Genomic DNA, 14,784 nt, shown 5'->3' on the forward strand with positions numbered 1-14,784 from the left:
GGGTAGCGACCATTACGGCGCCGAGCGCCAACTGGAACGGATCCGAAACGATCACTTTCACAGCGACTGATCCAGGTGAGTTGTCTGATTCCGACCAGGCCATTTTTACTGTAGTAGCTGTCAATCAGCCGCCACAGTTTTCCCAGGTCCCTCGAGACACGATTGTTACTGAAGGACAGGAATGCGTTCTCACAATATCTTGTCACGACCTTGACGGCGATGATGTTACTTTTGAGTGTCTTCAATGTCCCGAAGGAGCTTATCTTGTCGACCAGGTCAATCAAACCGACTTTGTGTTCATACCGGACTATTCCGATGTCGACCAAAGCTATGTTGTGCAGATAGGAGCCTCTGATGGAATCGACGATATCGATACGTCATTTGGCCTTGATGTTGTTAACAGCCTTCTCCAGGTTATCAAAGACGCGGACACCCAGGGACCAACCCCTCCAGGTGATTGCCGTGAAAATCTTGTGACCGACACACTTGAGGTCTGGTTCAATGAGAATGTAAGTACCAGTTCGTTGGTGAATCGAGTCAGTATGATTAGCAGACTAGGTGAACCAATGCCCATCTACCTCTACCAGGACAATCAGGATTTCTTCAGGGTCGTCCCATCTGATGGTATGTTCACTCCCCTCGACAGGATTGGTTTGATAATTGACGCAGACGTGATGGATCTCAATGGCTACTCAATGGGGACAGATGACACGGTGTGGGCGCATTTCGGTCCAGTTGTCTATCCGGGTGATGCCGACAACAACGGGATAGTTGATGAACGCGATATTCTTCGTCTGGGAGTCTTCTGGGCCGAGACCGGTTGTGATCGCCACCAGAATCCGGAAGTTATTTGGACCATGAACGCAGCTCACGCCTGGGAGGAGCTACGTGCAACCTACGCCGACATGGACGGCGACGGGGATGTTGACGCCGACGATATCTGTTGTGTTTCTGCAAACTGGGGAAAAACACCGCATGATGTTGCTGGCAGGAACGAAATTGAAGAATCCCTAATGCCGGCACTCAAGAAGTTGGATGAGCGTTTCGTCGAACAAATATACAAGGCTTTAGCAGATTGCCCTGAAGGTGGAGCCAAGATGTCCCTCCTCGAGACTTTTGAGGCATTGTTGGATGAAGAATCGCCTTCTCTTCCATACTCATTTGCGCTGGCTCAGAATTACCCGAATCCATTCAACCCATCGACAACAATCGAGTATTCGGTTTTGGTCGGCTGCCACGTTGAGATTGCGGTGTATGATCTCTTGGGGAAGAGAGTGAAATCATTGATTGATGAACCTGTGGAACGGGGGTTGTACACTACCGTCTGGGACGGAGCAGATGAGACCGGAACACGTGTTGCAAGCGGTATCTACTTCTACCGTATGCAGGCTGGTGACTATGATTTCACCAGAAAGATGCTAATGCTTAAATAGGCTAACCTGGCCAACTGATTGCCGACTTTGTTGCCGGGTCCGGATAATGCCCCTCGATCCTGGCCGAGCGGAATTCGTGCAGTTCTCTACGGGTCTCTGGTTGAGCGTAGATATTCGTCTGAATAGGGTACAACCTCAACTTGTGCCAGGTCTGGATAGGGCGCCCTTTCCTTGTTGGCCAGATGATCATCGGCAATCGACAAGGAAAACAATATTACCAAAAGTGCAATCGAAAGAACTATGTGTCGCCCTATCGTTGTTACTCCTCATTAACTGTTAACTATTTTTCAAATGTCGCCCACATCCTGTTTCACGTAATGAAGTAATGACTGCACAAACACGATTTTGTTCCCAACTGGAGATCGTGGGAATGCAGCAAAACCCTACGCTATATAATTTATAATATTATCCAAGAGCATAAATGTCAAGGCATACTCCGATCTTTCGCCAGCGTCAGAAACAACACTATCGAAAGAATCAACCCCGGAAAGATCGGTTCCACCCCGAACCAATAGGAGCCATCTTCTCGAAAATACTTCGCCGCCAACCACACCGCTGAGAGCGATCCACTTGTTAGAATCGAAATAAACGCCCACATAGCTGGGAGCCTTCGGCTACCTACGAACGAGGAAAAGACCGGCACTAACAACGCAGGGGTTCCAATCGATCCGAAGGTGTGCCAGATATCCACGACTGAACGAAAGAACAGCGCTACCCCCACCGCCAGCATCGCCGAAAAAACCAAACCAAGCCGGGTCCATCGGATAATTCCTTCCTCCGACATTTTCCGAAGTCGTCCTACTATGTCATTGCCAAATGTCGAAGCGGCAATGAACGAATACGAATCAACTGTGGACATCACCGTTGCCAGTAATGACAACGCAAACAGACCCAACAATCCGACCGGTAAAACCATCATGGCCAGCGCCGGGTATGATCCCAACGGATCAGACAAATCCGGCAACAATGCACGAGCATACAAACCGCAGGATGTGGTCATGAAATCAAACACCATCCAACAACCAATAGAAATGAAAATGCCCGTCCGGGCGGTATTAGCGTTGCGAGCGGCATAGCATCGTTGATAGAACGCCGGTTCAATAAGCGTCGCCAGCGCGATCACATACCAGATTGCGATATACCAGCCGGAGTTACCGCCATGCCAGGTGAAGTGATTGGCTGGCACATTGGCCTGAAGAAAAGAGAGTCCACCGTAGGTCGAGACCACGGTAATCACAAGAACCGCAAACCCGACAAACATCAGACCGAACTGCAACAGGTCTGTTCTCACAACAGCGCGAAAACCACCAATGAACACATAGATTATCGAGAACAGCGTTCCCAATAACACCCCCACCCAGAACGGCCAACCGAAGAGAAACTCCCCGAGCACGCCAAGCATCAGAATGTACGCCGCCGGCACGGTCATCAGATAGATAACGACCGATCCGGCGATGGCTGTCTTGGTATCATAGGTCTGTGCGAGACGGTCGGGGATTGTGAGCAGCTCCGATTGCCGTGCTTTCCGCGCCAGGAACAGCGCAAACATTAACGCCGCAAGGTAATAGGGTACTCCAAATACGAGCCAATTAGACACACCGTGTCTGAACGAGTATTCGCCAACACCGAGTATACCACCATACCAGGTTGATACGAGGCTGGCAACAAAAGCGGGCAGAGTGAGCATCCGCCCACCGACGATCAGATCGCTGGCAGATTTGTCCTTTCGTCGCCTGAGCACTCCGATGTACAGCAGAACAATCAGGTAAAGGACGATTATTGTGTAGTCAACAATGTGCATGGGTTATAGAGCATTTAGCATTGATAAACCGTCTGGCATATCCAAGAATCCCCTTTTCTAAGCTTTTTGTCAAGAGCATTCAACTTATGGTCCAGATCAATCGACGACAATTATCTGCCTGCTGGCGCGTTTGATGGTATTACAATGTGCGGAATAATACGTATTTATCCTGCTACTAGGTTCTTTCAGCCAACTTGGGAGTTTCATTTTTGCACACCCCCTAATCATTGATCTCTAATCGACCGAAATATTGAATTAGCGGTCGCTTTTTGAAGGAAAGGAATAACGAGTGTACAACATTGAGAAGAAGGACTACGGCTACAAACTTATTTTCGCAGGGGAACTGCATAAAGATGAAATGGATCAATGGCTGAAGGAATCCGAACAGATTCTCTCCAGTCAGGAGGGAAACTTCGCAGTGTTTGTCGATATGCGGAAAATGCAGCCCGCCTCGCAAGTAGTACAGAAATTCTTCCAACGAGGACAGAGCCTCTATTGCAGGAAAGGTATGGAACGGTCAGCAGTGATCCTGAGTAGTCCTGCCCTCTCAATGCAATTCAAACGAATCGCGGTTCAGTCCGGAATCTTCGACGGTGAGCGTTATATCGATGCGTCAACAACCTCCGATTGGGAGGAAATAGGACTGAGCTGGGTGTCTGATAGTATCGAACCAGGCTCCATCACCAGGACAATTCTCACCGACTGTCGCTAATCTCGGACGAAGCACGCCCGTACGTTCGACTCTGGCTGTCAAAACTGAACGCCAAAAATATACACTGCTGAGTAGTAGATCCCCACTACAACGAAAATTACTCCGGTGATACGTCTGGTCCAACGTTCGATGATCGTTAGTCGGTCAAACGCTGCCCCCACATACTTCGTCCCTACGGCCATGAGAAAAGCGAAGAAAAGAACCGGCAAACCAGTGCCTATCCCGTAGATAGCTGGAATCAGCAATCCTGAATGGTGCTTTATTCCCAACGGAATTAGACTTCCAAAAAAGAGCGCCGCTGACACCGGACAAAATGAGAGAGCGAATAGTAGACCCAACAGGCCCGCACCCCAGATTCCCCATGTCTCGGCTCTTTTCTGTACTCCTTCCCCAACCAGAGCTCGAGAAAATCCAAATCTCAGCATCTCCAGCAGAAACATCCCGACCAGAATAAGAAGCGGCCCCAGGAATTTGTTCAAATGAAGCTGGAGGAAATGAGAAATCGCCGGAGCCGATAACAGGCTGCTTACGGTCAGGGAACCCAATAACACATAGGCTAGGGTTCTACCGGCAGTATAGAGCATTCCGGCCACTAGAACAAGGCGTGGATTCCCTACGCGGCGGCCAACAAATGATATGGCGGCAATATTAGTGGCCAGAGGACAGGGAGAGATGGAAGTCATAATGCCCAGCCACAAAGCAGAAAATATCCCCAAGAGCAGGGTGTCCATCAACGCTCCCCTATGAAGTCTGATATCTCTGTCTGGACATAGGCCATAAATGCCTCTTCGTCGCCGACAAGGTCCCAGATTTTGTCCAGGTTTCTCCAACGTATGACCGAGTCAGTTTCCACTAAAGTAATCACTACTGATTGGTGAGTGATGTCATAGTTGCTAAGGAAATGTTCATTCTCCGGTAAATCATAATTGAGTACCCGCCATTGAAGTTGCCCCGACTCAAGCTCCTTAGCAAACCCGGATTGGACCGCCTTGATCGAATACGACTCGAGCTTCTCGCAGGTGGCGCATCGACGCATGCCGTGGAGATAGTAGGCAACGAAGCCATCTTCGGCAGAAGTTGTAGCCAATTCTTCTAATGGCGTCGTCTGCTCTATGCTACCCTTACCAGATACGAGCCAGGCTACCGAAGCAGCAACAAAGAGCAACAGAATGATTGTAAGAATATTCTTGCCGTTCATAATTGAAATGATTCCTCTCTACTTATCAGCCTTTTCAGACCAGCATATCTTTGAGTTCTTCGACCGAGGGTACTTTGCCCGTTACCTTGACGACCCCATCGACCACCAGAGCTGGAGTCATCATCACACCGTAAGCCATGATTTTCTTAATGTCACTAACCTTCTCTACCTGACAGTCAAGCCCCATTTCTGCTGCCACTTCGTCAACCTGACACTTGAGCTTGTCACACTTGGGACAGCCGGTGCCAAGGATTTCGATCTTTTTCATACTCCATCTCGCCTTATAATAATGTTCCGAATATCATACCACTAATGGTAGCCATAGTAATGACCAGTACAACAAACACGACTGTTTTCTTCGTTCCCATTACAGACCGTATCACGAGCATGTTCGGTAACGACAGCGCCGGCCCGGCCAGAAGCAACGCCAACGCCGGCCCTTTACCCATCCCACTACCAAGTAAGCCCTGGAGGATCGGCACCTCGGTCAGCGTAGCAAAGTACATGAAGGCTCCTATCACCGATGCAAACAGGTTGGCTCCCAGCGAATTCCCTCCTACTGACTGGCTGATCCATTCCGAGGGAATCAATCCCTCTTGATCAGGCCGACCCAGCAACAATCCTGCCATCAGGACACCGAAGAACAACAATGGCAGAATCTGTTTGGCAAATCCCCACGTCTGAGAAAACCAATCCTCGCCCTCTCCCTTGCTGGTTGCGGTTATTACTGAAAGGCCAACTACTGCTACTGCATAAGCAGCTACCGGTCCGGCTGGTGAAAAGCCAACGCCGGCGGTTATAACACCCACACCAGTAACCAGCCACCATCTCAATCGGAACCATAATACCAGCATCACGCCCAGCAGAGTAGAGCATAAACCGGTTGCCACCCACTTAAATGAATAAACATTGTACCAAAAACTGACTTGTCGGTCCGGTTCACTCCAGGTAGCGAAAACCAGAATAGCAATCATCGCCGCAAAATACGATGCCGTCTGCCACAACGGGCGTGGGACATCTTCCTCGGACTCAGCTTCCTGAGCTTGAATCTTTGATTCCTCTTCAGAGCGGAAGATCAATTGCATCAGTAATCCAATGACAATACTGAATACTACAGCTCCAACTGCTCGTGCGATACCCAGCTCAAGTCCCAGAATACGAGCGGTCAGGATTATTGCCAGCACATTGATCGCCGGTCCGGCGTAGAGAAACGCCGTCGCTGGTCCCAATCCTGCGCCCATGCGATAGATCCCGGCAAAGAGGGGTAGAATCGTGCAGGAGCATACCGCCAGAACTGACCCTGAAACGGAAGCTACCCCATAAGCCACGATACGGTTGGCCCTGTCACCCAGATATTTCATCACAGACTCGTGTCTGACAAAAGTGCCTATGGCACCGGCTATAAAGAAGGCAGGAATCAGACAAAGTAAAACATGTTCGCGAGCGTACCATTGCGTCAGCAGAAGAGCTTCGCCAAGAGACCGCTGAAGGTGTTCACTGTCGAAGGGCAGATAGTAGAAGATAAGGAACACACCTGTAATGAGAATTAGGCCTTTCCACTCGTTCCTGAAATTCACAATCAATCCTTACTCTTCAGTAGTTGTACCTGTTGCACGACGTTGGATTTGATAACCGATTCGACGCACTTAAAGAAATCCATCACGCACGGTACCCGAAGCGAGTAGAATACTTGCAGACCTTTCTTTTCACTCTCCACTATGCCCACTGCCCTGAGAATGGAAAGATGACGGGAAACGGTTGATGCGTCTGCGCCGATTATGTCAGTCAGTTCCTGTACGCAACGATCATGGCGGGCCAGTTCGTCGATGATGATAAGTCTCGTGGCGTGGGCCATCGCTTTGATCACGGCCGCCCGCGCCTCGAACAGAGCCTGTGTCCTTCTATCAACCATTAAATCTCCTTGTTTCCACCTTTCGGCTATTTGGCAATATAGCCAAACAACTGAATAAAACAATGTCTATTTCATGCCTTCCGACTGGATTCGTTCGCCCTGTCAGTCTGTCACTTTTCTACAGTTACCGCTCGGTCGAGCCCCAGACTCTTCAACTATGACGCCGGGTCGACCCACCATTCCGGCGCCAAGCGGCGGGTGATGTCCACAATCTCGCGATCAACTTCGGCCAAAGCGCCACGTTCAATCAGTCCATCAAGCGCACCGCCTAGTAGAGCCAGTTTATCCCTGATTGGGACCGAAGCCGGGTAATACTCGTTGTTGAAGAAGATACGATACCGATCTCGCTGAGCTTTATCATCAAGCATTCGTCCGATAGCCGCTTCAAGCTGTTTCCCCCTCAACGCACTTATGTCCACTTTTGGGGAGCACAATTTATTCATGGTGTGCTTGAGCCCTTTATTGCACTTAAACTTTAACTGCCAACATTCGGTCACGCCCAAAGAGTTGATGACCAATACCGTAACAGTAATCGTTCCGGCTTCTTCGTCGGCTTTCACACCCTTGAGGAAGGGGAGGTAGTAGCTATCGGTGATGGATCCGAAAGCACTTATTCCGCCAGAATATGGATTCTCGATAATGTCATGGATGGTGAAGTAAGGCTTCTGCTGGAAACGTGCATCCTGGATCATTATCAGTTCTTCTTCAGTGTAGTGGAATCGATCGTTCCAGAGTTCCTCGGCCGTGGCGCCCCTTCGAGTCAGGGATGAATGACTGGTGATCATTCCCAGCGCCTGTCCGCCCCGCCACACCAGCGGCAATACCCCGACGGCCCATTCTGCCGAGCCGCCAACTTCGCCGATCATAGCATTGAGGCAGCGACCATTGGGGAAATCTACTCCGTCCAGCCCCAGAACAAGCGAAGGGAAAAGGTCACCATCGGTATCATATGGGATAGCCACGCCAGCATCGTTGAGGGCATCCATTGCAGGGTGGTGACGTTTGCGATCAATGAAAAAAGAACTAAGTTGATTCAGGTCAGAATGTCCGTAGGAGTCGGCGATAATCTTGGCAGCATCAATGACCGATGCTTCCCGAGGATTGAACTCGTCAAAATGAGCACCGCTCATCCACCTCTGAACATAGATGTCCGGTAGATGGCGTTTGACTTGCGACTCGATCAGGAACATTGCTGTCAGGCTCGAATGCAGTCCTTTGACCGACTTGGTAGTTCCATCGATTACGTCATTACCCATAGAAAGGAGAGAGACGTTTTTCGGCATATCCCCACCATAGGTTGCTCGGTGGTGAGCCTTTCCAAACAACGCCCCCACAGCAATAGTCGGATTGCCGCCAACCTCTTTGCCAGGCTTGGCCCGCACGCCTTCGGTTATTGTCGATTCGATTAATACTTCTTCGCCTATTGGTAACGTCTCGGTGGTCACCTGCAGGACTTCCGACATAACCTGTGCTGCAGTACGGTCGTTGACCCGCTTAAGTTCGTTGATTACTTGTTTGGTGCGTTGATCTTCGGGTATGTCGTTGAGACTTCCGCGACCGTGAACACCAACTGCTACGGCCGAGAGCGCTGCCGAAAATATGGCCGACTCGCGTACCTTGCGATTACGAAGCGCTCCCAGATTGGAAGCCCTGTTGATCTTGTCGTCAAGCAACAGGACATTGGATTCAAGAAGTGATACGTCGTAGAGATCGAACACAGGTCGATGACGATGGTTGAACTCGATAATCCGGTCTTTGCTGGCCGGGTATTCTTTCTGCATTCCCTTGTATGCGATACGCTGAACGGCAATATCAAAGCGTAATTCGTTGGTCATGACGGAATCATCCTTCGTGTTGTGGTCTTCACAATCATACTGAACCTCGCGGTTGATCTTACGGTCGCCTGAGCTACGGTCATCATCTGGTCAAATTAGGGAAGCAGGCGACGATGGCAAGTGAAATCGTGCCGTCTGTTTTCAAACGGAATTAGAGTGATAGCGCTTTGAATTGGGTACATGCTTCTCATGCGCGTGGGGGAGTGATTCTTTGAATGTTCGTGAATTGTAGTAGCTTGGGAAAAAGAAACCGCCCCGTCCCGAAATGTGTATCGGGAGCGAGGCAGACTCTCATTTTAATGCAATCGTACCTTAGGTTATAGACCGGCGAACTGAACATCCTTAAAATGAAATGATGGACGTCTCAGAGAAGAGTACAGATAAGGATCATTGCCAACGGCAACGAGATTTCCCCACAATCCTTCGAGATTACCGGAAATGTTCATTTCGTTGACCGGTTTGACGATTTTTCCGTCTTCAATCAGCATACCGATCAGACCCCACGAGAAATCTCCGGTGGTACCGTTCGTGTTGCCACCAATGAAACTGGTGACAAGGATGCCCTTGGAAACTCCCGCAATCAAGTCATCCAGCGACTTGTCGCCGTAGGTGAAGATAACATTGGATGTCGAACCGCCAGTCGGATCGACTCCAAGCTTGCGACCGTAGTAGCAATCGATAAGGAACTCCTTAAGGACACCTTTTTCGATCAGAGTGCGCTTTCGAGCTGCCATACCCTCACCATTGTAATGCCTTGATCCCAACCCACGCTCGATAAAGGGATCATCAATCACAGTAAGCTGATCAGAAGCGATCTTCTCACCCAGCTTTCCTTCGAGGAATGAGCGTTTCTGCTGCAAGGCTCTCCCTCCCATCGGTCCATAGAGCGCATACAACGGATTACCGGCGGCCCGATTGACCACAACCATATCCATCTGACCGGACTCGATCTTGGCTTGCCCAACTTTCGCCACCACTCTGTCAACCGCAGCCTGAGCCTGCGTTTCAGCATCAGGTATATTACTCAGGAAACGCGTAGTAGCGTAGTCCCAATCGGTTGGACGGCCGCCATTACCGTCGTCGATTGTCACCTGGACGCCAACTGAGAACACAGTGCTCTGTGTGATACCCTCAAAACCGTTACTGTGAACCTTGATGGATTCATTGTCGCCATCATAGTATCCTGCGGTGGAAGATATGATCTTGTCGCTTTTGCCTGCTGTCAGTTCTTGTAAGTTCCTCGCCATCTTGACTCTCTGAGCAGCCTCGACACTGTCATAGCTATCATCAACCAGCTTCAGATCTATCGCCTTGATATCCTTATAGTACTTCGGATCGGGAAGTTTGCGGAATACATCCTTCCCGAGGTACTTGGTCATTGCCACGGCCTTCTTGATAAAGCTACCCAGTGAATCACGGCGAAGGTCATTGGTCGAATGTCCCGAGAACCTGTCATCGACATAAACATCGATATTGAGCGAGTTCTGGGTCGATTCCTTAACCAAATCGAGCTGCCCATCGCGAAATTCAACTTCAACACTGCGAGACCGGTAAATGTCTACAGCCGCATCTGCGGCACCAACGGCTCTGGCCGTTTTCGCTACCCAGTGAGCCAGTTCCAATCTGCCTTTTGTATCCATATCTCAATTCCTTGTGTCAGTTCTATCGGTTATTGTCCAGGTCATGGTCTGGCTGCTCACGAAATACCGCCAACCGTTATTGATGACACCAGAATCGTGGGAAGTCCCATCGATACCGGCACTCCCTGACCACCCTTACCACAGGTCCAGCCGCCTTCAGCCATGGCCATATCGTTGGCGACCATAGTTACTTTTTTCAGGCAGTTTGGACCGTTGCCTATCAGATTGATGTCTTTGATGGGCTTCGTTATCTTCCCATCTTCAATCAAGTTTCCTGACTTCACATAAAAAGTGAAATCGCCTGCTCCGATATCTACCTGACCATTAGTGAACTGTGAGACAAAGATGCCTTTCTTGACATTGCCGATTATTTCTTTGACCTCGTGAGGACCGTCCGTCATGTAGGTATTGCGCATACGCGGTATCGGTGCAAAGCGGAAGGATTGGCGTCGCCCACTCCCGGTAGGTTTGACTCCGTAGAACTTGGCGCTGATTCTGTCATGCAGGTAGCTTTCGAGAATGCCGTCCCTCACGAGATATGTCTCCTGACTGTCCTGACCTTCATCATCAATATTGATTGATCCTCGAACATTGGCATTCTTACCGTTATCCACAATGGAAACGAATTTCTCGGCTACCGGCTTGCCGATCTTATCAGCGAAGATGGACGTCCCTTTGCGATTGAAGTCTGCTTCCATCCCGTGACCAATGGCTTCATGCAATAAAATCCCGGAGCTTCCGGCTGCCAGTACAACTGGCATTTCGCCTGCTTCGGGCATAACCGCATCAAAAAGATTGACTGTGCGATTGACCGCCTCAGAGCCAATTCGATCCAGAGATTCGTTGGTCACAAACTCAATACCACGTCGGCCAGCCAGATCGAATCCGTTGCTCTCTCTTTTCCCATCCTGCTCTGCAGTACAGTAGCCGGAAACTCGAAGCATCGGTTGATAGTCACAGGCAATACGACCATCGGAAGTTGCCACCATAATGTAGGAGTTATTATCGGAGAAACTGACACTGGTTTTGATCACCCGTTTATCGGCAGCATGCATGGCAGCATTGATCCGGTTGACCGCCGGGATACGCTGGTCGATACCGACATCTTCCCATTTCGTCTTGATTGGGTAGTAATCGGGAGTCGGATACAGAGCAAGGCTGGCAATAGTTCCCGGTGCAGTTCCCGCAGAAATACTGGCCGCTGTCTTGGCTGCCAGTTTCATCGCTTCGGGAGTGATTTCCTCGGTAAATGAATACCCGGTCTGGTCTCCCTTAACAACTCGGATGCCAACTCCAAAATCGACATTCGTATACGACCGATTGACAATGTCGTCTTCCAGAGCGACATAGCTGCTGGATGAATGCTGGAAGAAGAGATCGCAATAGTCTCCGCCGTTTTCAAGAGCGAGACCCATTGTCTTTCGGATCAAGTCTCTATCAACTCCAAAATGGCGCATGTAATCGTCAAGATCTGAGCTCTCACTGAGACCTGGTGAAAAAGCCATAGCGGGATTGATCCTGAAGATTGCAGGGATTGTCGCCAATGCAACACCCTGAGCCCCCATCCTAATGAATTTCCGCCTTGTGATGTTATCCATCCTTAATCCTCCGAGCACTTGACTCTATAGTTATTCGCTTGAAATTTCTGACACATCGGAAGTGTACTACTCTGTGAATTATTCGCTTCCACACATAATTGGACGAACAAATGAGCAGCTTGTTTCATCTCTTTACGAGTATTCCCATTCCCAGGCAACTGAGTGTACCGATCCCTCCTTCACGGGCACGAAGGGACATTAAGAGAGGCGGATCGCACAATGGCAACTGATCCACTAATCGGCGAGGATAGAATCCGGGCGGTGCAACAGTGAACCCTTTTTCCTTGTCCGGTTAAGAAATCGACCTTTATTACTGACAGGAAACAGGTTTCTTCTGGTCAGGGATGTTGCGACTATGCGATCTTACTTGAAGTCGATTGGCAAAGTGTGTAATACTGTTTCTTCTCATGCTTGGTATCCAACCGGACTGCACCTGTTGCTGATCGCAGGTGCCGGTGTTTTAATTCGAATAGCATACGCCCGGGGACTTGAGGCAAGTGGTTTCATGGGCGCTTACTCCGCCGACTGTCTTGTGTTGCACACGTGGGCAACCAGTATACTGTCCGGTGATACCACCTCCACTGCGTTTTTCCGAGCACCTCTCTATCCGCATCTTCTGGCTCTGTGGTACCACATATCAGGTATTTCATCCTGGACGGTAATTGCATGGCAGGGTGGTATTGGTTTGCTCACGGGATTTACCAGTTACTTCCTCGCTAGACACCTGTTTGGCTCGACCATTGCTTTGTACTCGGCCCTGGTTGTAGTCGCCTACCCCACACTTGTATATTACGAGGGGGAACCCCTTATAACATCGTTATTTGTTCTGCTCTTTACCTTGACTGTATACCTTCTTGTCCGGGCGGTGACGGACAACGATCTTAAATACGTTGTGCTTGCTGGACTGGTTTTGGGAATCGGAGCCATTACCCGCCCGACTATTATCCCGCTTGTAATCGTGTATCCACTGGTGTCCATAATACAGTTCGGTCGAACCGGACTTAAACGCACTGTTCGTCGCAGCTTTCTATTGGTGCTCGCGATGCTGATTCCGGTTCTGCCGGTCACTGCTTTCAACTACTTCGTCGGCGGGGAATTCGTACCTATTTCAACTCAGGGGGGAATCAATTTCTACATCGGCAATTCGGCCTCCAGTGATGGCTTGACGGTTCGTGCTCCGGGACCAAACCTTCGGATTGGTGATTATAACGACAACATCTGGACTTCGTCCCTTGATGAGGCCGAGTTTCAGATCGGCCGTGAACTTTCTCAGGGGGAAGTCTCAAGCTACTGGTACACCAGTGCATACCAGGACATATTCCATGAACCTCTGAGGTGGCTGACACTCATGGCCAAGAAATTCTATATGTTTTGGCACGGTTCTGAGATATTTAACAACCGTCCTCTCTACTATGCCCGGCAATATAGCTCTTACATGTCCATCACGCTTTGGTCATTCTTGATTAATTTCCCTTCCGGATTGTTGTTCCCATTAGCACTCGTAGGTGGTGTTCTCGGTTATAGGAATCGGAAAAATATCGTGGTCCCGATTCATGCCATAGGTTTGTATGCATTGGTAATCAGCGCTTTTTTTGTTTGTGCCAGGTTTCGGCAGCCGGTCATCCCCGTAGCTGTCATGTTTGCTGTTTATGCGATAGGTCGGTTGGGATCAATGGCCGTTCGAAACAGACGACGTTTTTGGGGGGGTATCGGTCTTTTTGGTTTACTTGTAGTTGTTCTAAACTGGGGAGGCCAAGTCGATTCGACTGGCAATCGCTCTCAGTTTCATTCACTGGTGGGTCAGACGTTACTTCAGCACGGCAAGTATGGACCCGGTGTTATGGAACTCGAGAAAGCTTTGGATATCCTGCCGGATAACTTAATGGTTTACGATGAACTGGGCCAAACTCACCTGTGGCACAATCGCCCTCAGGAAGCAAAACAGATTTACTTGCGTGGCATGGAGGTGAATCCGACCCATCCAATATTTAATTATAATCTGGGACGGATTGCTCAGTCTGAAGGTCACCTGAACGACGCACTCAATTATTACCGCCAGACAATTGAGTATTCCATCGGATTTGATCGCGCAATATATGGTATTGCCTCCGTCTTTGAACAAAAACAACAATACGACTCCGCCCTGTTTTACTATGAGCGAACTAAAGAACTAAACGGTTATGAGGGCGAAGATGCGAGGCGTCTTGACACTCGCATTGAAATCATGAGACTCAAACTCGATCTGGATTAGCGGCTGCGACGGTTTCATCGATTCGATAGCCAGATAGTTCACTCAACAGACCGGTCAACTTCCCTGCTAGTGATCGACTCCCCAAACAAGCACGTAGGTTGCTGGATAGTGGTTAAGGGAGTAACTTGTTGAAATCACTTATCAGATCCATAAGGCGGTTTTCATCCCACCCTTTCTGGTCGGCCAGTTCAGCCAGGGTGCCCCAGAATGGTTCCCCACACACGACACAGGGAAGGTTGTGCTGGATCAAGAAACCTACCAGATCGGGGTGGTCCTGAATGTAGTCTTCAATCCGTGTTTCAGGTCTTAGCACCATAAATTATCCAACATACACCTCATCCCTTTGTTCCCAGGTACTCCGCGATTTGATGTTCTGAGGTCGAAATCTTCTTCGGTCTCGACAG

The 14,784-nt window shown here is 49.5% G+C and carries 13 protein-coding genes; 3 read left to right on the forward strand and 10 right to left on the reverse strand.

All coding sequences use genetic code 11. From position 1 onward, the window contains the following. Window positions 1-1,433: T9SS type A sorting domain-containing protein (locus KOO62_00420; GenBank protein ID MBU8932446.1), on the forward strand; the 1,433-nt coding region annotated here is incomplete at its 5' end. Between the two features lie 424 nt (window positions 1,434-1,857). On the opposite strand, the gene KOO62_00425 is transcribed toward KOO62_00420, so the two are convergent. Next, window positions 1,858-3,234 (reverse strand): sodium:solute symporter family protein, encoded by a 1,377-nt coding sequence (locus KOO62_00425; protein ID MBU8932447.1) that lies wholly within the window; start codon window positions 3,232-3,234, stop codon window positions 1,858-1,860. A gap of 289 nt (window positions 3,235-3,523) precedes the next feature. On the opposite strand from KOO62_00425, the gene KOO62_00430 reads away from it, so the two are divergent. Beyond that, window positions 3,524-3,946: a hypothetical protein gene (locus KOO62_00430; GenBank protein ID MBU8932448.1), complete on the forward strand. Its 423-nt coding sequence runs from the start codon at window positions 3,524-3,526 to the stop codon at window positions 3,944-3,946. A 38-nt stretch (window positions 3,947-3,984) separates the two neighbouring features. On the opposite strand, the gene KOO62_00435 is transcribed toward KOO62_00430, so the two are convergent. The 8 genes from KOO62_00435 to KOO62_00470 all read right to left on the reverse strand — a co-directional run bounded on the left by KOO62_00435 (window position 3,985) and on the right by KOO62_00470 (window position 12,129). After that, entirely contained in the window at window positions 3,985-4,677 is a 693-nt protein-coding gene (locus KOO62_00435) for a sulfite exporter TauE/SafE family protein (GenBank protein ID MBU8932449.1), read from the reverse strand. Then, a complete protein-coding gene (locus tag KOO62_00440; GenBank protein MBU8932450.1) occupies window positions 4,677-5,144 on the reverse strand; it encodes a hypothetical protein in 468 nt (155 codons plus the stop codon). Before KOO62_00440 ends, KOO62_00435 begins: the two co-directional genes overlap by 1 nt. Window positions 5,145-5,178: 34 nt before the next feature. Next, window positions 5,179-5,412 (reverse strand): TM0996/MTH895 family glutaredoxin-like protein, encoded by a 234-nt coding sequence (locus KOO62_00445; GenBank protein MBU8932451.1) that lies wholly within the window; start codon window positions 5,410-5,412, stop codon window positions 5,179-5,181. A 13-nt stretch (window positions 5,413-5,425) separates the two neighbouring features. Beyond that, window positions 5,426-6,721 (reverse strand): permease, encoded by a 1,296-nt coding sequence (locus tag KOO62_00450; protein MBU8932452.1) that lies wholly within the window; start codon window positions 6,719-6,721, stop codon window positions 5,426-5,428. A 2-nt stretch (window positions 6,722-6,723) separates the two neighbouring features. Beyond that, window positions 6,724-7,056: a metalloregulator ArsR/SmtB family transcription factor gene (locus KOO62_00455; GenBank protein MBU8932453.1), complete on the reverse strand. Its 333-nt coding sequence runs from the start codon at window positions 7,054-7,056 to the stop codon at window positions 6,724-6,726. A 155-nt stretch (window positions 7,057-7,211) separates the two neighbouring features. After that, the gene (locus KOO62_00460) at window positions 7,212-8,891 is read right to left on the reverse strand and encodes a fructose-bisphosphatase class II (protein ID MBU8932454.1); all 1,680 of its coding nucleotides are present in this window, start codon (window positions 8,889-8,891) and stop codon (window positions 7,212-7,214) included. A 317-nt stretch (window positions 8,892-9,208) separates the two neighbouring features. Beyond that, window positions 9,209-10,531, reverse strand: coding sequence for a TldD/PmbA family protein (locus KOO62_00465; protein ID MBU8932455.1), 1,323 nt, complete (start codon window positions 10,529-10,531; stop codon window positions 9,209-9,211). 56 nt (window positions 10,532-10,587) lie between these two features. Continuing rightward, window positions 10,588-12,129: a TldD/PmbA family protein gene (locus KOO62_00470; protein MBU8932456.1), complete on the reverse strand. Its 1,542-nt coding sequence runs from the start codon at window positions 12,127-12,129 to the stop codon at window positions 10,588-10,590. 355 nt (window positions 12,130-12,484) lie between these two features. Here KOO62_00470 and KOO62_00475 point away from each other — a divergent pair, with 355 nt between their 5' ends. Next, window positions 12,485-14,380, forward strand: a complete 1,896-nt coding sequence (locus tag KOO62_00475; protein ID MBU8932457.1) for a glycosyltransferase family 39 protein — start codon at window positions 12,485-12,487, stop codon at window positions 14,378-14,380. Between the two features lie 112 nt (window positions 14,381-14,492). Here KOO62_00475 and KOO62_00480 read toward each other — a convergent pair whose 3' ends face one another. Continuing rightward, window positions 14,493-14,696 (reverse strand): hypothetical protein, encoded by a 204-nt coding sequence (locus tag KOO62_00480; protein MBU8932458.1) that lies wholly within the window; start codon window positions 14,694-14,696, stop codon window positions 14,493-14,495. Between the last annotated feature and the right edge of the window lie 88 nt (window positions 14,697-14,784).

The sequence above is a fragment of the Candidatus Zixiibacteriota bacterium genome, assembly GCA_019038695.1.
Taxonomy (GTDB): Bacteria; Zixibacteria; MSB-5A5; order GN15; family FEB-12; genus B120-G9.